General features: G+C 68.6%; 15 protein-coding genes. 3 read left to right on the forward strand and 12 right to left on the reverse strand.

The genetic code is table 11. From position 1 onward, the window contains the following. Positions 1–62 precede the first annotated feature (62 nt). From ACZ5ZX_RS09485 to ACZ5ZX_RS09535, 11 genes are all read right to left on the reverse strand, one after another. Entirely contained in the window at positions 63–671 is a 609-nt protein-coding gene (locus ACZ5ZX_RS09485; protein ID WP_465501523.1) for a hypothetical protein, read from the reverse strand. Then, positions 668–1,171 (reverse strand): hypothetical protein, encoded by a 504-nt coding sequence (locus ACZ5ZX_RS09490; protein WP_465501524.1) that lies wholly within the window; start codon positions 1,169–1,171, stop codon positions 668–670. Before ACZ5ZX_RS09490 ends, ACZ5ZX_RS09485 begins: the two co-directional genes overlap by 4 nt. After that, complete coding sequence (locus ACZ5ZX_RS09495) at positions 1,156–2,346, reverse strand: MCE family protein (RefSeq protein WP_465501525.1); 1,191 nt, start codon at positions 2,344–2,346, stop codon at positions 1,156–1,158. Before ACZ5ZX_RS09495 ends, ACZ5ZX_RS09490 begins: the two co-directional genes overlap by 16 nt. Next, positions 2,346–3,401, reverse strand: coding sequence for an MCE family protein (locus tag ACZ5ZX_RS09500; RefSeq protein ID WP_465501526.1), 1,056 nt, complete (start codon positions 3,399–3,401; stop codon positions 2,346–2,348). The genes ACZ5ZX_RS09495 and ACZ5ZX_RS09500 overlap by 1 nt, the downstream gene beginning before the upstream one ends. Continuing rightward, the gene (locus tag ACZ5ZX_RS09505) at positions 3,401–4,393 is read right to left on the reverse strand and encodes an MCE family protein (RefSeq protein WP_465501527.1); all 993 of its coding nucleotides are present in this window, start codon (positions 4,391–4,393) and stop codon (positions 3,401–3,403) included. Before ACZ5ZX_RS09505 ends, ACZ5ZX_RS09500 begins: the two co-directional genes overlap by 1 nt. Next, positions 4,390–5,379, reverse strand: a complete 990-nt coding sequence (locus tag ACZ5ZX_RS09510; protein WP_465501528.1) for an MCE family protein — start codon at positions 5,377–5,379, stop codon at positions 4,390–4,392. The genes ACZ5ZX_RS09505 and ACZ5ZX_RS09510 overlap by 4 nt, the downstream gene beginning before the upstream one ends. Then, positions 5,376–6,377 (reverse strand): MCE family protein, encoded by a 1,002-nt coding sequence (locus ACZ5ZX_RS09515; protein WP_465501529.1) that lies wholly within the window; start codon positions 6,375–6,377, stop codon positions 5,376–5,378. Before ACZ5ZX_RS09515 ends, ACZ5ZX_RS09510 begins: the two co-directional genes overlap by 4 nt. Next, positions 6,374–7,633, reverse strand: a complete 1,260-nt coding sequence (locus ACZ5ZX_RS09520) for an MCE family protein (protein ID WP_465501530.1) — start codon at positions 7,631–7,633, stop codon at positions 6,374–6,376. The genes ACZ5ZX_RS09515 and ACZ5ZX_RS09520 overlap by 4 nt, the downstream gene beginning before the upstream one ends. Before the next feature lie 73 nt (positions 7,634–7,706). Further along, on the reverse strand, positions 7,707–8,561 hold the full coding sequence (locus ACZ5ZX_RS09525; protein ID WP_465501531.1) for an MlaE family ABC transporter permease: 855 nt from the start codon (positions 8,559–8,561) through the stop codon (positions 7,707–7,709). Then, positions 8,561–9,355: an MlaE family ABC transporter permease gene (locus tag ACZ5ZX_RS09530; RefSeq protein ID WP_465501532.1), complete on the reverse strand. Its 795-nt coding sequence runs from the start codon at positions 9,353–9,355 to the stop codon at positions 8,561–8,563. The genes ACZ5ZX_RS09525 and ACZ5ZX_RS09530 overlap by 1 nt, the downstream gene beginning before the upstream one ends. A gap of 423 nt (positions 9,356–9,778) precedes the next feature. Continuing rightward, a complete protein-coding gene (locus tag ACZ5ZX_RS09535; protein WP_465501533.1) occupies positions 9,779–10,774 on the reverse strand; it encodes an LLM class flavin-dependent oxidoreductase in 996 nt (331 codons plus the stop codon). A gap of 173 nt (positions 10,775–10,947) precedes the next feature. Between ACZ5ZX_RS09535 and ACZ5ZX_RS09540 the strand changes: the two genes are divergently transcribed. Then, positions 10,948–14,763, forward strand: coding sequence for an nSTAND1 domain-containing NTPase (locus ACZ5ZX_RS09540; protein ID WP_465501534.1), 3,816 nt, complete (start codon positions 10,948–10,950; stop codon positions 14,761–14,763). Between the two features lie 273 nt (positions 14,764–15,036). On the opposite strand, the gene ACZ5ZX_RS09545 is transcribed toward ACZ5ZX_RS09540, so the two are convergent. Then, positions 15,037–17,151, reverse strand: coding sequence for a HelD family protein (locus ACZ5ZX_RS09545; protein ID WP_465501535.1), 2,115 nt, complete (start codon positions 17,149–17,151; stop codon positions 15,037–15,039). Positions 17,152–17,273: 122 nt separating this feature from the next. Between ACZ5ZX_RS09545 and rsmD the strand changes: the two genes are divergently transcribed. Next, positions 17,274–17,828 carry a 16S rRNA (guanine(966)-N(2))-methyltransferase RsmD gene (rsmD, locus tag ACZ5ZX_RS09550; RefSeq protein WP_465501536.1) on the forward strand — a complete coding sequence of 185 codons (555 nt, stop codon included), beginning with the start codon at positions 17,274–17,276 and terminating at the stop codon, positions 17,826–17,828. Positions 17,829–17,881: 53 nt separating this feature from the next. Beyond that, positions 17,882–18,364 carry a pantetheine-phosphate adenylyltransferase gene (coaD, locus tag ACZ5ZX_RS09555; protein ID WP_465501537.1) on the forward strand — a complete coding sequence of 161 codons (483 nt, stop codon included), beginning with the start codon at positions 17,882–17,884 and terminating at the stop codon, positions 18,362–18,364. Positions 18,365–18,403 lie beyond the last annotated feature (39 nt).

The following is an 18,403-nucleotide window of genomic DNA, read 5'->3' on the forward strand; positions in this document are numbered from 1 at the left end:
GGGTATCTCCTCGTTTTCTCTCCTGTTTTATAACGCGGACGAAAGGGGGATCGACCGGTTTGTCACCGGGGGACGAGCTCGGTGATGACCCAGTTTTCGCCTTCACGTTCGGCGGTGACCGAAAGCTGCGCGGCGGCCGTTGACGACGAATTGTTGTCGGCTCTCGTCGCCGCTTGATCGAGGAATACCAGCAGCCGCGCTTTGCCGCCGCCGAGTTCCTGGACCGCTGAAGACGAGACGCGGGTCGTGAGGACGAGTTTCTGCGCCGGAGCCTTTTCCCTGACCTGGGTGAACAACTGGTTGTAGGACTCCAGCGCCTTACCTCTCAGCGCCGAGGCGGCCGCCTTTTCGGTGACATCGGTCCGGTCGTAGGAATAGGAGAAGATCTTGTCGAGCGCCACCGTCACCGCCGAGTTCACCTCGGCCGTCGCGCCGACGTCGGTGAGCGCGGTGTTGGCCGCCGACGGCGTCGCCGAGATCGACTTCGCCTCCAGGGTGAACCACACCCCGGCCGCCGCGATCACGACCGCCGCGACCAGCAGGATCAGCGGCAGCTTCGGCCGTCGGCCCGGCGTTTCGGTGACCTCGTCCGTGACGGCTTCGGTCTCGGTCTCTGCCTCGGCCTCTGCCTCGGCGGTGGGTTCGGCGTCGGTGTCGGCGGTGGCGGTCATCGCGCACCCACCGGGAGCTGGTCGAGCGCGCTGATCTTCCAGCCTTCGCCGGTCCTGGTCAGCCCGGCGGCGAACCGGTTGCGCTTCGTCGTCGGCGCCGCGCCCTCCTTCGCCATGGTGATCTCCACCGAAGCCAGCATCTTGGCCGTTCCCGCGTGGTCGTCCAGTTCGCTGATCGCCGCGTCGAGCACCTTGCCGGTCGACACCGTCGCGTCCTTGGCCAGCGTCTGCTTCGTCGCGTCGTCGGTCTTGCCCAGCTGATCGCGCAGCGGACCGGTCGACGCGGCGAGCCAGTCGGCGATGCCCTGGTCGACGCGGTGGTGGTCGAGGCTGGTCAGCCGGGCGACCAGTTCACGGCCGGTCTTCAGCGCGTCGTCCCGCGAGCTCCCGTAGGTCACGGCCTCGGACCCTTTCGCGGTGAACCAGGTGTACCCGGCCCATCCGGTGAACGCGCAGGCCGCGGCGAGCACGGCGATCGCGATCTTCAGTTGCGCAGCCACAACATCTCCTCGAGGCTGGTGGACGTCGGCTGGCCGTCGGCGCCGAATCCGCCGGGGACGGCGGCGGGCGGTACGCCGCCCTTCGGCGCGTTCTGCGAGCCGCGGACCGAACTCGGGTTGCCCTTTTCGAGCGTGCACGAGGCACCGGTGTTGAACGGCAGCGCCGAAAGTTCCCGGCTGCTGCGGATCTGCGTGCCGCCGTAGCCCTTCGTGCACGGCATCGGGTCGAAGAAGGTCAGTACCAGGCCGATCTTCCCGGTCTCGTCGATCGCCGTGTCGACCGCGGAGACCGCCTTCGGGGTGTTGATCAGCAGCTGCCGGAGACCGTCGGTCCGCGCGGAGAACACGTGCGAGGTGGTGAGCAGGTTCGCCAGCAGGATCGGCAGTCCCGGCTCGTTGTCCCGCAGCAGCCCCGAGAGTTGCGTCGCCGCGTCAGGGGCGGTCGCGATCAGCTTGCGGAGGTCACCGTCCGAACGGGACAGCTGCTCGGCGAACTGCTTGGCGTTGTCGCTGAACCGCCGCCACGCCTGCGACGAGTCGACCTGGGTCTTCAGCACGGTCGAGCCGTCGGTGAGCAGTTTCTCCGTCTGCGGCAGGTGGTTCGCGGCCTGCTTGGTGAAGTCGGTGGTGGAGTCCAGCAGCACCTGGAGGTTCGCGCCGGAACCGCGCAGGGCGTTGTCGAGTTCGTCGACGACGATCCGCAGATCCTCGGTCGGCACGGACGCGGTCAGTGAGTTCAGGTCGGTCAGCAGATGCTGCACCGGAAGCGGGACGGCCGTCGCCTCCCGGGGGATGACCGAACCGTCGGTGAGGAACGGCCCGTCCCCGGTCCGCGGCTGCAGGTCGACGAACTGCTCGCCGACCGCGGACCGGTTCGCCACGACGGCGCGTGAGTTCGCCGGGATCGGCGGCGCGTCGTCGTCGATCAGCAGATCCGCCTCCATCCCGCCTTCGGTGAGCCGCAGGTCGCCGACCCGGCCGACGGCGACGCCGCGGTAGGTCACCTCGCCGTTGGTGAACAGCCCGCCGCCGTCGGTCAGCGCGAGCCTCACGGTGTACCCGCTCGCCCCGAAAAGCCGGTCGAGCCCCGCGTAGCTGGCCCCGACGAACGCCGTCGTCGCGAGCGCGATGATGACGAAGGCGAGCACCTGGATCCGGACACGGATGGTGAGCATCAGCTACCTCCGGTGGGCGGTAGCGGCAGGGTCGGGAGTCCAGGCGGGACACCTTCACCGGGCGGCGGGAGTTCGACGCCCGGCGCGGGGATCATCGACGCGTAGACGTTCAGGTAGTCACCCTTGATCCCGTCGAGGACCGCGTCGGTGAACGGGAACGTCGGCAGGATCTCCAGCGACCGCGGCAGGCTCTGGCCCGCGTCGGCCAGCCGCTTGAGGATCGGCGCGAGCGCGGTCAGATCCGCGACGAGGTCGTCCCGGCTCTTCTTGATCACGTCGACGCCGACGCCGGAAAGCCGGTCGAGCGACTGCAGCATCGAAACCAGCTGGGTGCGCTGTTCCGACAGGCTCTTGAGGCCGGGGGTGAGGTCGGTGAGGGCGCCCTCGACCTGCGTCTTCCGGTTGGCCAGCGTCGCGGACAGCCGGTTGAGCCCGTCGAGTGCCGAGGTGATGTCGGAGCGGTGCGAGTCCAGGTTGGACACCAGTTGCTCCACAGTGGACAGGAACGAGCGGATCTCCTCCTCGTTGCCGTCCATCACCTTCGACAGCTCGCGGTTGATGGTCTGCAGCTGGCCGATCCCGCCGCCGTTGAGCAGCAGGGAAAGCGCGCCGAAGATCTCTTCGAACTCGGGGTTGCGGTTCGTGCTCGCGACGGGGATCACCGCGCCGTCGCCGAGCCTGCCTTCCGCCTTCGCCGCACTCGGCGCGAGTTCGATGAACTTCTCACCGAGGAGGCTGGATTGCCGCAGCCGCGCGATGGCGTTGGCGGGCAGGAGGACGTCGCCGTTGACCGCCAGTACGGTTTCGGCCGTCCAGCCGTCCTCGCCGAGCTTGATCGTCTCGACCCGGCCGACCGGGACGTCGCCCACCTTCACCGCGGCCTGGGGGACCAGGTCGAGGACGTCGGCGAACCGCACGGTCACCCGGTACGGATGGTCGCCGATGTCCGCGCCGCCGGGAAGCGGCAGGTCGTAGACGCCCTTGAAGTCGGAGGAACAGCCGGTGAGCGCGACGCAGCAGGCGGCGAGCACGGCGATGGCCCGTTTCGTGGTCATCAGCGCCCCCCGACGTAGGTGTCACCGGTGGACGGCAGCGGGAGCGGCGCGTATTCGAGCAGGTTGCCCCGGCTTTGCAGCTTCCCGGTCTTCGGGTCGACGGCTTCGAGCACGTTCGTCACCGCCAGCGGGATCGTGTCGAGGGTTTCGGCCAGCGCGGCGCGTTTGTCGACCAGCGTCCCGGTCGTCACCGCGAGCTTGTCCACATTGGACTTGATCAGGGCGCGGTTGTCGCGGATGAACTGCTGGATCTCGGCCAGTGCGCTCCCGAGACCGGTGAGCGCCTTGGCGAGTTCGTCCTTGTTCTGGGCCAGCGTGCCGGTCACCGAGGCCAGCTGCCGGTTGATCTCGCTGACGTTCCGGTCGTTGGTCGCCAGCATCGAGGTGAACCGCTGCAGTTCGTCGACGGTGGCGAACAGGCTCTCCGAGTTCCCGGACAGCGTTCTGGCGAGATCGGCGAAGTTGCGCACGGATTCGTTGAACGGCTTGCCGTTGCCCTGCAGGTTCTTCGCGCCGGTGCGCAGCAGCTCCGAAAGCGCGCCGTCGGCGTTCGCGCCCTTGGGACCGAGTGCCTTGGCGAGGGCGTCGAGGCTGGAGTAGAGCTGGTCGAGTTCCACCGGCGTACCGGTGCGCTCGACCGGGATCACCGCGCCGTCGTCCAGCCGGTTCCCCGTGCGGGTGAGTTTGGTGAACTGGACGTACCGGTCGGCCACCACACTCGGCGCGACGACCAGGACGCCGGAGTCGGCCGCGATCGGTGTCGATCCCTCGACCGTCAGGACGACCTTGACCTGTTCCCCTTCCGGCGTCACCGATTCGACCTGGCCGACCCGGACGCCGAGCACCCGGACGTCCGATCCACTGTAGACACCGACCGCGCGGGAGAAGTACACGGTGACGCGGTCGAGCCCGCTGCCGGAGAAGATCCACCAGAGGCCGCCGACGACGACCAGGGCCAGCACGAGGGCCAGCGTGACGAACCTGCTGATCATCGGCCACCTCCCGGCAGCTTCGGGGTGCACGGGTCCCGGTTCTCCGGGACGAGCCCGCACAGGTAGCTGTCCACCCAGCGTCCGTTGCCGAGCGAGTTGTTCACCACGCGGAAGTACGGCCCGGCGAGGTCGAGACTCTTGGCGAGATTGTCGTTCTGCCGCTGCAGGATGTCGGTCACCTCTCCGAGCTGGCTGAGCGCGCCGCCGAGCTGGTCCTTGTTGTCCGCCACCAGTCCGGAAAGCTGGGTGGCGAGCTCTTGCGAGCCGGTCAGCAGGTCGTGGATCGCCTGCCGCCGGTTGTCCAATTCGGTCAGCAGGAGATTGCCGTCCGCGAGGAGCTTGGCGAAGTCGTCGTTCGAGTTCGCGAGCGTCGTGGTGAGGCCGTGTGCGTTGGACAGCAGGCCGGCGAGCTCGTTGTCCCGCGACGACACGGTCTTCGACAGCGACGTCAGCCCGTCGAGTGCCTTCCGGATGTGCTCCGGCGAGTTCTTGAACGTGTCGCTGAGCGTGGTGAAGCTTTCCGCGAGCCGGCCGGTGTCGATCGCGCCCGCGGTGTCGGCCAGTCCGTTGAACGCCTCGGTGACGTCGTAGGGGGTCACGGTCCGGGTGCGCGGGATGACCTGCTTCGGGTTCTGCACCGTCTCACCGGTGGGGCGTAAGGCGAGGAACTTCCGGCCCAGCAAGGTCTTGATCTTGATCTCGGCGGCGGTCTTGTCGCCGACCCACGCGTCCTTGACCCGGAAGCTGACCAGGACGTGGTCTTCGGCCAGCTCGACGGCGCTCACCTCGCCGACCTTGATCCCGGCGATACGGACCTCGTCGTCGGCCTGCAAGCCGGCCGCTTCGGAGAATTCCGCCTGGAAGGTGGTCCCGGCGCCGATGATCGGGAGGTTCTCGTAGTTCAACGTCGCGACCAGCAGCCCGGCCGCGACGGCGCTGCCGACGAGACCGACGACGATCGGGTTCCGTTCCTTGAAGGGTTTCACGAGGTGCACCTCTCCGCCGTCGCCGGTACCCCGCGGGGAGGGGTGCTCCGGAGCACGGCCGAGCACAGATAGAAGTTCATCCAGGATCCGTAGGAGCTGATCCGCCCCAGTTCGTTCAATTTCTTCGGGAGCACGGTGAGGGACTGCTCGACGTCGTCCTTGCCCTTCACGAGCTGCCCCGAGAGCAGGCCGAGGCCGTTGATGCTGTCCTTGAGCGGCTGTCGGCCCTGTTCGAGCAGCCCGGCCGTGGCGGTGGTGAGTTCGGCGAGGCCGGAGACCGCTTCCCCGATCTCGGCGCGGTCACCGGCCAGCCCGGAGACCAGCTCCCGGAGCGTGGAGACCAGGGTGGCCAGTGCGTCGCCTTTGCCGTTGATGGTCTTCAGCACCGTGTTCAGGTTCGTGATCACGTCACCGATCACCTTGTCGCGGCCCGCGAGTGTGGTGGTCAGCGAACCCGTGTGCGCCAGCAGGCTTTCCACGGTGCCGCCCTCGCCTTGGAGCACCTGGACGATCTCGCCGGAGAGCTGGTTGACGTCCTTGGGCGACAACGCCTGGAACAGCGGTTTGAAGCCGTTGAACAACTCCGTGAGGTCCAGCGCGGGCGTGGTGCGCTCCAGCGGGATCTCGGCTCCGGGCTCCAGCAGCCCGCCTGTGCCCTTGCCGCGTTCGAGTGCGATGTAGCGCTGGCCGACCATGTTGCGGTACTTGATGACGGCGTTCACGTCGGCGGGCAGCCTGCGCTGGGAGTCGAGGGAGAACTTGACGCGCGCGTAGGCGTGGTCGGCGATCTCGAGTTCCTCGATCTGGCCGACCCGCACCCCGGAGATCCGGACGTCGTCCCCGACGTTCAGCGACGTCGCGTCGAGGAATTTCGCGCTGTAGGTCCTGGTGTCGCCGAGGCCCGTGTTCGTGATGGACACCGCCAGCAGCACCGTGGCCAGTGTCGTGACGACGACGAAGATCAGCCCCTTGATCAGCGGGCTCACGAAGTTCCTCATCGCAGCGTCACCTCCGTGCCCCGGTAGAGCGGCCCGACGAGCACGCTGCCCCAGGCGGGGACCTGATCGGCCGGGACACCGACCGACGGCGCGACCAGGGTGGAGATCAGTTGCCGTTCCTGTGGCGAGTTCGCGAGGCCGAGGTCGCCTTGCACTCCAGGCGTCGAAACGGAACCACCTGCTTCGATTCCTTGTCCCATCAGGCCGTTCGAGGGATAGCAGCGTGGTTCGCCGGTGGCGTTGTAGACCGGGTCGTCCTTGCCGGGGACGTATTTCCCGCGCGGCTGGCTGATGGTGATCTCCGCGTGCAGCCCGGGTTCGTCGGTGCCCGCGCCCAGTACCTTGTCCATCTGCGGCTTCAGCTTGGCCAGCGCGTCCAGTGTGCAGGCGAAACTCGGCGAATACTTCGCGCCGATCTCCAGCGGTGCCCGGCTGTCGACCGCGAGCGCGATGATGTTGGCACGGTTGTTGGCGAGGAACGTCGTGACGTGCTGCGAAGACGACGTCACCTGCTGGTACACGGTCGCCAGTTCGGCTCGTTTCTCCTGGACGGTGTCGAGGGTGACCGCCGAGGCGCTCAGCGCGTCGAGCAGATCCGGCGCGATGTCGCCGTACAGCTGGGAAACCGTCGCGAGGTCGCGGATGTTCTCGTTCAACGTCGGGAGGTTCGGGTTGAACTTCTGGAGATAGCCGGCCGCGGTGGCCAAGGTGTCGCCGATCTGGTCGCCGCGGCCTTCCAGCGCGGTGGCTACCGTGGTCAAGGTGGTGGCGAGCTTCTGCGGCTGCACCGCTTTGAGCAGCGGCAACAGGTTGTCGAAGACGCGCTCCAGTTCGATCGCGTTGGCCGAGCGGTCCTGCGTGATCACGTCACCGGAGGCGAGCGGCTGCGCCTTCGAACCGTCCGGAATGGACAGTTGCACGTACCGTTCGCCGAAGAGGGTCTTCGGCACGAGCAGCGCGGACACGTTCTTCGGCAGCTGGGACACCTTGCCGGGCTCCATGGCCAGGTCGATCTCCGCGCCGCCCGGCGTCGCGCGGACGCCGCGGATCTCGCCGACCACCACGCCGCGCGCCTTGACCTGCCCGCCGGTGCGCAACTGGTTGCCGACGCGGTCCGCCTGCAAGGTCACCGGGACCGACTCGACGAAGTCCTTTTGATAGATCTTGATCGACAGCAGCACGAGGGCGGACATCACCACCAGGAACAGCACCCCGGCTGTCCTGACCCCGGCCTTGCGCAGCCCGCGCCGGCTCATGCCTCCTCCTCGTACGGGGTCACTTCGCGTCGCATGAGCGGGCACTGTGTTGATGATTCGCTCGCAGGCTCGCTCATCCGGCCACCTGCACCGTCGTCGTCGCGCCCCAGATCGCGAGGCTGAGGAAGAAGTCCAGCACGCTGACCGCCACGATCGCGGTCCGCACGCCGCGGCCGACGGCGACCCCCACCCCCGCCGGGCCGCCGCTCGCGCGGAAGCCGTAATAGCAGTGGGCGAGCACGATCACGACGCTGAACACCAGCACCTTGCCGAACGACCAGAGCACGTCACCCGGTGGCAGGAACAGCAGGAAGTAGTGGTCGTAGGTGCCCGCGGACTGGCCGTAGAACCAGACGGTGATCTGGCGTGACGCGAGATACGAGGTCAGCAGGCCGATCGCGTACAGCGGGATGACGGCGAGGAAACCGGCGATGATCCGGGTGGTCACCAGGTACGGGACGCTGGGGATGCCCATCACTTCGAGCGCGTCGATCTCCTCGGAGATCCGCATCGCGCCCAGCTGCGCGGTGAAGCCGCAGCCCACGGTGGCGGAAAGCGCGAGACCGGCGACGAGCGGCGCGATCTCGCGGGTGTTGAAGTACGCGGAAACGAATCCGGCGAACGCCGACGTGCCGACCTGGTTGAGCGCCGAGTACCCCTGGAGCCCGACGACCGTGCCGGTGAACACGGTCATCCCGATCATCACGCCGATCGTGCCGCCGATGACCGCGAGCGCTCCGCTGCCGAAGCTGACCTCGGCCAGCAGACGGGTGATCTCGCGGAGGTAGCGGCGCACCGCGCGCGGCACCCAGGCGAGTGCCTTGAGGAAGAAGAGGATCTGGTCGCCGAGCGTGTCCAGGAAACCGAACCTGCGGTCCACGGCCTCGCGGACGCGTGCCGCGCGGGTGGGTGAAGTCGTCGTGACCATCAGCTGCCCTTCGCCGGGACGAGCTGCAGGTAAAGCGTCGTCAGCACCAGGTTCAACAGGAACAGGAGCAGGAACGTGATCACCACGGATTGGTTCACCGCGTCACCGACGCCTTTCGGGCCGCCTTTCGGATTGAGCCCGCGATAAGACGCGACGATCGCGGCGACGAAACCGAAGATGACCGCCTTGAGCTCGCTGATCCAGAGGTCGGGCAGTTGCGCGAGCGCGGAGAAACTGGCCAGATACGCACCCGGTGTCCCGTTCTGCATGATGACGTTGAAAAAATAACCGCCGAGGACGCCGACCACGCTGACCATTCCATTGAGGAATGCGGCGACCCCCATCGCGGCGAGCACCCTCGGCACGATCAGGCGCTGGATCGGGGAGACCCCGAGCACCTCCATCGCGTCGATCTCCTCGCGGATCGTGCGGGAACCGAGGTCCGCGCACATCGCCGACCCGCCCGCACCCGCGATCAGCAACGCGGTCACGATCGGGCTGGCCTGCTGGATGATCGCGAGCACGCTGGCCGCGCCGGTGAAGGACTGCGCGCCGATCTGCGCGGTCAGCGACCCGATGTGCAGCGCGATCACCGCGCCGAACGGGATCGCGACCAGCGCCGTCGGCAGGATCGAAACACTCGCGATGAACCAGAACTGCTGGATCAGTTCGCGGGCCTGGAACGGCCGCCGGAAAGACAGGCGGACGACGTCGAGGCCGAGTGAGTAGAGCCTGCCGGTCTCCCGGAGCGCGCCCGCACCGGGAAATGAGGGTGCGTCAGTACGGACGCCCACGCCGACCCTCCAGTTTTCCGGGCACGGCGAATACACCCCAGGTTGCGCAATTCCTTTGCTCCGAATGGCGGAACGGAATCGTTGAATAGGGTCAACGGGGTGTTACCGTGCGGTTTCCTACTGGTCGGTACGCTAATCACGTGCCTGCTTGGTGACAAGAACTTCGGTGTGATCAAGACATCACGTCCTGGTAACCGGTGAATTCTTGTTCTTTTTTGACAAAGGCGGGCGGGGATGTTGTCGGTTCTTTCGTGCTCGGTGGCGCGCTGGGCCGTTCGTGGCGCGCCCGGCGGTGTCACTCGGGGTGGTCGCGCGGAGCTGAAGGGGCCTTTCCTCTCATTAGACGCGGCGAAGGGCGCTTTCCTCGCATGAGATGCGGGGAAAGCGCCCTTCAGCCCCGTTCGTGGCGCGAGGGAGGCAGGGTCACCGGGCCAGCTCGGCCACCAGTTCGTACGACCGCACCCGGTCCGCCTGGTCGTGCACCATGGTCGTGATCATCAGCTCGTTCGCGGCAGTGTCGGCCAGCAGCGTCTCGAGTCCCTTGTGGACCGTCTCGGGCGACCCGATGATGCTGCTCGAAGCCCGGTCCTCGATGAACACGCGCTCTATGTCGGTGTACGGGTACGCCGCGGCCTCCTCCGGCGTCGGCAGTGGGATGGGGCGGCCCTTCCGGAGGCTGAGGAACGTCAGTCCGCTGGGGCCTGCCAGGTACTGGGCCCGCTCGTCGGTCTCGGCGGCCACCACGGACACGCCCAGCATCACGTACGGCTCGTCCAGGACGTCCGACGGTTTGAACGAGTCACGGTAGAGCGCCACGGCGGGAAGCGTGTTCTCGGCGCTGAAGTGGTGCGCGAACGAGAACGGCAGGCCCAGTTCGCCCGCCATCCGCGCGCTGAAGCCGCTCGACCCGAGCAGCCACACCGGCGGCTTGTTGCCCTCGGCGGTCACGGCGTTGACCGCGCGCTGGTCGGAGTGCTCGAAGTAGCCGAGCAGTTCCGCGAACTGCTGCGGGAAGTTCTCCGCGGTGAGCCCGCCGGGGCCGCGCAGCGCCAGCGCGGTCCGCTGGTCGGTGCCGGGCGCGCGGCCGATGCCGAGGTCGATCCGGCCGGGGTGGAACGCCTCCAGGGTGCCGAACTGCTCGGCCACCACCAGCGGCGCGTGGTTCGGCAGCATGACCCCGCCGGAGCCGACCCGGATGCGTTCGGTGGCGGCCGCGACCTGGCCGATCATCACGGCGGTCGCGGAACTCGCGATACCGGGCATGTTGTGGTGCTCGGCGAGCCAGTAGCGGTGGTAGCCGAGCGCCTCGGTCCGGCGGGCGAGATCGAGGGTGTTGCGCAGCGATTCGCCAACGCCGCCCCCGGCCACGACGGGCGAGAGGTCGAGTACGGACAGCGGGATGTCAGGCAAGGAGGTCACGCACCGGTACAACGCGTCCGGCCCCCGATCCCTTCCCGTGACTCCGGACACCTGTCAAGCGATCGAAATTAACCGACGCGAGGGAACCGGTACCCGGCGGACTTCCACCGTTTCCACGGTACGGTTGCCCCTTATACGGCTGTGGGAAAACCACTGAAAAGAAAGGATTAAGGGTGCCGCGTCCGGAGCGACCTTTGGACCCCGGGGACGATCCGTTGCTGGAGTTCGCCGCCGATCTCCGGCGGCTGCGGGAGAAAGCCGGAAACCCGACGTACCGCGAGCTGGGCAGGCGCGCCCACTACTCGGCGGGCACCCTGTCCGAAGCCGCCGGTGGGAAGAAGATGCCCAGCTTGGCGGTGACCTTGGCCTACGTCCGGGCCTGCGAGGGCTCCGAGGCGGAGTGGGAGGCTCGATGGCACGACGTGACCGAGCGGACGCGCCGTGGAGTCAGCGATTCACCGGTTGCCCCGGTCAATGGGGAATCGGCCCCTTATATCGGCTTGACCGCATTCGGGCCCGCCGACGCGAGCCGATTCTTCGGTCGCGAACGACTTGTCGAAAAACTCGTCACCCGGCTATCGAGGCAACGATTTCTCGCGGTTCTGGGAGCATCCGGTTCCGGTAAGTCGTCTTTGCTCCGGGCGGGTCTGCTGCCCGCCGTCGCCGAGAACTCGGTCACGCTGCTGATGACCCCCGGTTCGCGTCCGCTGCAGGAGTGCGCCGTCCAGTTCGGCGCCGCGCTCGGACTCGCGCCCGGCGGCCTGCTCACCGAGTTCACGGAGCATCCGCGCAACCTCGGTCTCGCCGCCCGCCAGCTGGTCGCCGACCGCGATGGCGACGTCGTGCTGGTCGTCGACCAGTTCGAAGAGGTCTTCACGCTCTGCCAGGACGCCGAGGAGCGGGCGGCCTTCCTGTCCGCGCTCGCCATGGCGACGACGGAGCCGGAGAGCCGGACCAGGGTCGTCCTCGGCATCCGCACCGACTTCTACACGCACTGCGCGCGGCATCCCGAGCTGGTCGAGGCCATGCAGGACGCGCAGATCCTCGTCGGCCCGATGAGCACCGAGGAGCTTCGGCAGGCCATCTCGCGGCCGGCGATCGACGCGGGATACCGGGTCGAGAACGCACTGGTCTCCCGCCTCGTCGCCGACGCGACCGGGCAACCCGGCGTGCTGCCGCTGCTCTCGCACGCCCTGCTGGAGACCTGGCGCCGCCGTCAGGGCAACACCCTCACCCTCGCCGGCTACGAATCCACCGGCGGCATCGAACGCTCGGTCGCGCAGACCTCCGAGCACACGTTCACCGCGCTGAGCGAACGTCAGCAGCGGCTCGCGAACCAGATCTTCCTGCGGATGACCGCGCTCGGCGAAGGCACCGAGGACACCAAGCGCCGCATCACCCGCGACGAGGTGGACGCCGACGATCCGGATGTCGCCGTCGTGCTGGACAGGCTGGCATCGTCGCGGCTGGTCACCCTCGACGACAACGGCATCGAGATCGCGCACGAGGCGCTGATCCGCGGCTGGCCGCGCCTGCGCGAGTGGCTCGCCGAGGATCGCGAGGGCCTGCGCGTGCACCGCCAGCTCACCGAGGCCACCGACGCCTGGGAATCGGTCGGCCGCGACGAGGGCTGGCTCTACCGCGGCGCGCGGCTGGCCATCGCCATGGAATGGGCAGGCGAGCACGAAAGCGCTCTCTCCCAGCGTGAACGCCGGTTCCTCGACGCGAGTGAGGCCATCGAGAACCACGAGCAGGCCATCGCGCGGCGCCGCACCCGGCGACTGCGCCAGCTGGTCGCGCTACTGGCCGTGCTGCTGGTGCTCGCGACGGCCGCGATGGTCTACGCCGTCCGTGCCGAGCAGACCGCGACCAGCCAGCGCAACAGCGCGCTCGCGCAGAAGGTCGCCGGACAGGCCCTCGCGATGCGCGCGACGAATCCGGCGCTGGCCGCCCAGCTCGCGCTGGCGGCGTACCGCGTCGATCCGAGCGTGGACACCCGCGGCAGCGTGCTCGGGATGCTCGAGTCGCCGTACTCGACCCGCGTCGCCGGGCATGGCAACCGGGTCAACTCCGCCGCCCTGCGCGGTGACGGTCAGGTGCTGGTGACCGGGAGCTGGGACCAGACGGCCAAGCTGTGGTCGGTCAAGGACCCCCACCGTCCGGTCGAACTGGCCACGCTGTCCGGGCACACCGCCAACGTCAACTCGGTGGCGTTCAGTGGTGACGGCGGCGCCGTCGCGACGGCGGGCTGGGACAAGACCGCGCGCCTGTGGAACGTCACCGATCCGGCGAAACCGGGACCGGGTGTGGTGGTCGGGGAACATCCGAGCCGGGTCAACGCGGTCGCGTACAGCCCGGTGGCGGCGGTACTCGCCACCGCGGACGGCGACGGCACGGTCCGCCTGTTCGACGTCCGGGACCTCGCGAAGCCGGTGCTCGTGGCCACCCTTCCCGGGCACACCGGCAACGTCAACGGCCTCGCCTACGCGCCCGACGGGCGGACACTCGCCTCGACCGGCGCAGACAAGACCGTGCGGCTGTGGGACGTCGCCGACCCGCTCAAGGCCAGGCCGCTCGGGGTGGCGACCGGGCACACCGGCATCGTCCACGCCGCCGCGTTCAGCCCGGACGGCCGGACGCTCGCCACCGCGAGCGCGGACCAGACCTCGCGCCTGTGGAACATCGCCGACCCGATGGCGCCGCAGCCGCTGGGGACGATGGCCGCGCACAAGAGCATCGTGCGGTCCGTGGCCTTCAGTCCCGACGGGATGACGCTGGCCACGACCGGTTTCGACCGCAACGTGCGACTGTGGGACGTCGCCGATCCGCAGAAGCCCCGCGAGAAACTGCCGCTCGCCGGGCACACCGCCGCCGTGGTCTGGTCGCTGTTCTCCCGTGACGGCCGCACGCTGGTGACCGCGAGCGACGACCAGACGGCGCGGCTGTGGGATCTGCCCGGCCCCGCGATCAGCGGGCCGTCGAGATCGGCGTGCCGGGCGGTGTTCAGCGCCGACGGGAAACTGCTGGCCACCGGCAGCCAGGACGGCGCGGTGCGCCTGGTCGACGTCTCCGACAAGCGGAACCCGCGCGAACTGAGCAAGGTCACCGGCTTCGGCCAAGGCGTCTGCGGTCTCGCGTTCAGTCCCGACGGCCGGGCGCTCGCCGCCGGCGCCTGGGATCACACGATGCGGCTGATCGACGTCACCGATCCGCGCAAGCCGGTCGACGCGGGCGTCTTCTACCGCCCGGAGGACGAAATCGACCCGGTCGCGTTCAGCCCGGACGGCCGGACGCTCGCGACCGCGGGCACCGGGCACACGGTGAAACTGTGGGACGTGGCCGACATCCGGCGCCCCGTCGAACTCGCGACCCTCACCGGACACGACGACGACGTCCACTCCATCGCGTTCGGCCCGGACGGGCGGACCCTGCTGAGCGGCGGCTGGGATCACACCGCGAGGTTGTGGGACATCTCAATCGTGAAGGCGCCGAAGCAGCTTTCGGTGCTGAAGGGACACTCCGACACGGTGTTCTCGGTGGCCTACAGCCCCGACGGCAAACGCGTCGCCACCGGCAGCGCCGACCGCACCGCGCGGATCTGGGACGTGACGGATCCGGCGGCTCCTCGTGAGGCCGCGCTGCTGGCCGGGCACACCGACAACGTCATCTCGGTGTCGTTCAGCGTGGATCAGAAAACCTTCGCGACCGGCAGCTACGACCGGTCCGTGCGACTATGGGATGTCTCCGATCCCGGGGTCGTCCGCGAGTCGGCGATCCTGACCGACGATGTCGACAGGGTCAACGCGGTGACGTTCGCACCGGACGGGCACACCCTCGCGGGCTCCGTCGCCGATGGGAGCGTGCGGTTGTGGGAAACCAGCCCGGACCAGGCTGCCGAACGCATCTGCGCGACCGTCCACCCGCGGATCACGCCCGCGGAGTGGGAGCAACACCTGCCGGGGCTCGATTACCGGCCGCCGTGCCCGTGACCACCGCGGATTCGTTGTTCGGCGTTGTTGTTCGGTGGCGACGCCGTGACACCGAACAACGAATTGGCGCTAGAAATACCCCTGGACGTGCGATGCGTCCCCACATCGTTCACTCACCGGGGGTCTGAAGGGCTCCTTCAGGACATTCACCAGTGCCCTGAAGGAGCCCTTCAGCTTTTTCACGCCCGTGCCCACCTGCTCGCAGGCGTAACTCGCGTGCCTGGATCGCGCACTCGCGTGTCCCGGCTTCAGGCACGCGAGTTCCGGCTTCGGTCAGGCCGCCGGGATCCAGTCGGGGTTCGAGGCGAGCACCGTCAGCTGCTGGGTCGCCCGAGTCAGCGCCACGTACAGCACGCGACGTCCGGTCGTCGACTCCGTGATGAGGTCGTTCGGCTCCACCAGGACGACGGCGTCGTACTCGAGGCCCTTGGAGTCGAGGCTGCCGACGACCTTGAGCCGCTCGTCCGACAGTTCGGCGAGCCAGCCCTCGACCTCGGGCACCCGGTCCATGGCGGTGATCACGCCGACGGTGCCTTCGACGGCGCCCAGTAGCTCCTTCACCGCGGCCTGCGTCGCCGCCTCCAGCCCGGCGGCCTCGACCGGCCGGACCTCCGGCGTGATGCCGGTCTGCCGCACCGCGCGCGGCAGCTCGTCGGCTTCGGCGTGCCCGGCGACGACCTTCGCGGCCAGGTCGAAGATCTCCGCCGAGTTCCGGTAGTTGGTGCGCAGGGTGAACCGGCGCCGCGTCGTCTTGAGCCCGAACGCCTGGTCGCGCGCCATCGCGGCCTCGGCCGGATCCGGCCACGAGCTCTGCACCGGGTCGCCGACCACGGTCCAGCTCGCGTACTTGCCGCGCCGCCCGACCATCCGCCACTGCATCGGCGAAAGGTCCTGAGACTCGTCGACGACCACGTGCGAGTACTCGTCGTAGTGCTCGGGCCTGGTCGGGGCGCCGCCGCGCTCCGGGTTGACCTCGACACTCTGCCTGCCGCGGCGGCTCTTGGGCGGCTGTCCGATCAGGACGCGCAGCTCGTCGAGGAGTGCGACGTCCGCGATGGTCCAGCCGCGCGAGCGGTCCGCGAAATCGGCGGCGAGCATGGCGATCTCGGTGCGGTTGAGCAGGCCCTTCGCCGCGGCGGCGAGCCGCTTCTCGGTGCCGAGCCAGCGCAGGATCTGCGCCGGGTACAGGATCGGCCACCAGACCACGAGGAACCGGTGGAACTCGATGCGCTCGCCGAGTTCGGTGATCAGCTCGGCCTTGTCGACCTGACGGCCGTCGTCCTTGGCGTGCTGCTCGGCCTTCGCGGCGAGCGCCTCGAGCAGCAGCTCGGCGGCGCGGATCCGCGACCGGTTCGGCGGCCCGCCCGCGGTGTGCACCTTGCGGCGCACCTTGTCGAGCTCGCGCGCGTTCAACCGCAGCACCTCGCCGCGGTAGACGATCTTCATGTCCTCCGGCGCGTCCTCGGGCTTGTCCCGCAGCGCGCGCAGCAGGATCTTGCGCATCCGCAGCGACCCCTTGATCGCCGCCAGCGGCGCCGGGTCCTGACGGGTCGCTTCGAGGCCGTCGAGGACCTCACCGAGCGCGCGCAGTTCGACGTTCGTCTCACCCATCGACGGCAGCACCCGCGAGATGTAGCTGGTGAACACCCCGGACGGGCCGATCACCAGCACGCCCGCGCCGCCGAGCTGGCGGCGGTGGCGGTAGAGCAGGTACGCCGCGCGGTGCAGCGCCACCGCGGTCTTGCCGGTGCCGGGGCCGCCGGTGATCTCGGTGACCCCGCGCCACGGCGCCCGGATGACCTCGTCCTGCTCCTTCTGGATGGTCGCGACGATGTCGCGCATCTTCTCGCCACGCGAGCGTCCGAGCGCGGCCATCAGTGCGCCTTCGCCGACGATCTGCATGTCCTCGGGGACCGCGTCGGCGATCAGGACGTCGTCGTCGACGTCGAGCACGTTCTGCCCGGAGCACCGGATCACCCGGCGCCGGACGACGTCCATCGGCTCCTCGGCGGTCGCCTGGTAGAACGCCGCCGCCGCGGGCGCGCGCCAGTCGGTGACGAGGTTGTCGAACTCGGCGTCGCGGATGCCGAGACGGCCGACGTAGATGTGGTCGTTGTCGAGGTGGTCGAGCCTGCCGAACACCAGGCCCTCGTACTCCGCGTCGAGGGTCTGGAGGGTCTGGTTGGCGTGATAGACCATCATGTCGCGCTCGAACAGCATCGACGCCTGTTCGAAGATCGCTTCACGACCCGCGCCATGGCCGATCTCATAGCCCTTGGTACGCATGGCCTCAGCCTGGGCACGCAATTCGGCGAGCCGGGTGTAGACCCTGTCCACATGGGCTTGCTCGATGGCGATCTCGGCCCGTCTGACCCGAGGTTCGGACACGCAACGCTCCTAAACGCTTCTATCGCCTCCGAGGGCGAAGGACGACTCTACGCGAGGTGAGCGGCGGGTTCACCAAGTCCCGTCCTACGTCACGATGGATGTCGTTGAGGCACGATGCTCCAATGACCAGGATCGTGGCGGGGACCGCGGGCGGCAGACGGTTGAAGGTCCCTCCGAAGGGCACGAGGCCCACGTCGGAACGCGTACGCGAAGCGCTGTTCAACGCGTTGGAGGTCGCCGGCGAACTGCAGGGGACCCAGGTCCTCGACCTTTACGCCGGTTCCGGCGCACTCGGCCTGGAGGCGCTGTCGCGCGGGGCGGCGGGCGCGCTGTTCGTCGAGTCCGATCGCCGCGCGGTCGAAGTGCTCAAGGGGAACGTCGCCGCGCTGGGGCTCGGTGGCACGGTCCGGGCCGGGGCCGTCGAGTCCGTCGTCGCCGCGCCCGCGCCGGAAACCTTCGACGTTGTCCTCGCGGATCCGCCGTACGCCGTGGATTCCACCCGCCTGGGGGAGGTCATGGCCGCGCTCGCGGCGAACCGCTGGGTCACCGGCGGCGCGCTGGTGGTGATCGAACGGGCCGCGCGGGACGGCGAACCGGACTGGCCGCCGGGTTTCGAGCCGACGCGGACGAAGCGCTACGGCGACACCGCCCTCTACTGGGCGGAATATCAGGTGTGAGACGGCGCACGGATGAACGCGCAGGGGCCCCCGCTCCTTGGTAGCGTCCGCGCATGCGGCGTGCGGTCTGTTCCGGGTCCTACGACCCGGCCACCAATGGACATCTCGACATCATCGAACGGGCGGCCAAGCTCTTCGACGAGGTCGTCGTCGCGGTGGGGGTGAACAAGAGCAAGAAGGGCCTGTTCACCGTCGAGGAACGGATGGACATGCTGCGCGAGATCACCGCGAAGCTGCCGAACGTGCGCGTCGACTCCTGGCAAGGTCTCCTGGTCGACTACTGCCGCGAGAACGACATCGTCGCCGTCGCGAAGGGGCTGCGCTCGGTCAGCGACTTCGACTACGAACTCCAGATGGCGCAGATGAACCGCGAGCTGACCGGGCTCGAGACGCTGCTGATGGCGAACAACCCGGCGTACGGCTTCGTGTCCAGCTCGCTGGTCAAGGAGGTCGCCGCGCTCGGAGGCGACATCGAGCACCTGGTTCCGCCGATAGTGTTCAAACGGCTCATGGAGAAGTACTCCGAACGAGATTGACCCGAACGGCCGAAGTCGTTGGTCGGTCAGCGGTGAGCG

It is taken from the genome of Amycolatopsis sp. NPDC033938 (assembly GCF_055575975.1).

Coding starts and splice junctions, on each gene's coding strand:
- ACZ5ZX_RS09500 (WP_465501526.1), bottom strand. CDS start 3,401: ATGACCACGAAACGGGCCATCGCCGTGCTCGCCGCCTGCTGCGTCGCG.
- ACZ5ZX_RS09485 (WP_465501523.1), bottom strand. CDS start 671: ATGACCGCCACCGCCGACACCGACGCCGAACCCACCGCCGAGGCAGAG.
- coaD (WP_465501537.1), top strand. CDS start 17,882: ATGCGGCGTGCGGTCTGTTCCGGGTCCTACGACCCGGCCACCAATGGA.
- ACZ5ZX_RS09495 (WP_465501525.1), bottom strand. CDS start 2,346: ATGCTCACCATCCGTGTCCGGATCCAGGTGCTCGCCTTCGTCATCATC.
- rsmD (WP_465501536.1), top strand. CDS start 17,274: ATGACCAGGATCGTGGCGGGGACCGCGGGCGGCAGACGGTTGAAGGTC.
- ACZ5ZX_RS09505 (WP_465501527.1), bottom strand. CDS start 4,393: ATGATCAGCAGGTTCGTCACGCTGGCCCTCGTGCTGGCCCTGGTCGTC.
- ACZ5ZX_RS09515 (WP_465501529.1), bottom strand. CDS start 6,377: ATGAGGAACTTCGTGAGCCCGCTGATCAAGGGGCTGATCTTCGTCGTC.
- ACZ5ZX_RS09520 (WP_465501530.1), bottom strand. CDS start 7,633: ATGAGCCGGCGCGGGCTGCGCAAGGCCGGGGTCAGGACAGCCGGGGTG.
- ACZ5ZX_RS09525 (WP_465501531.1), bottom strand. CDS start 8,561: ATGGTCACGACGACTTCACCCACCCGCGCGGCACGCGTCCGCGAGGCC.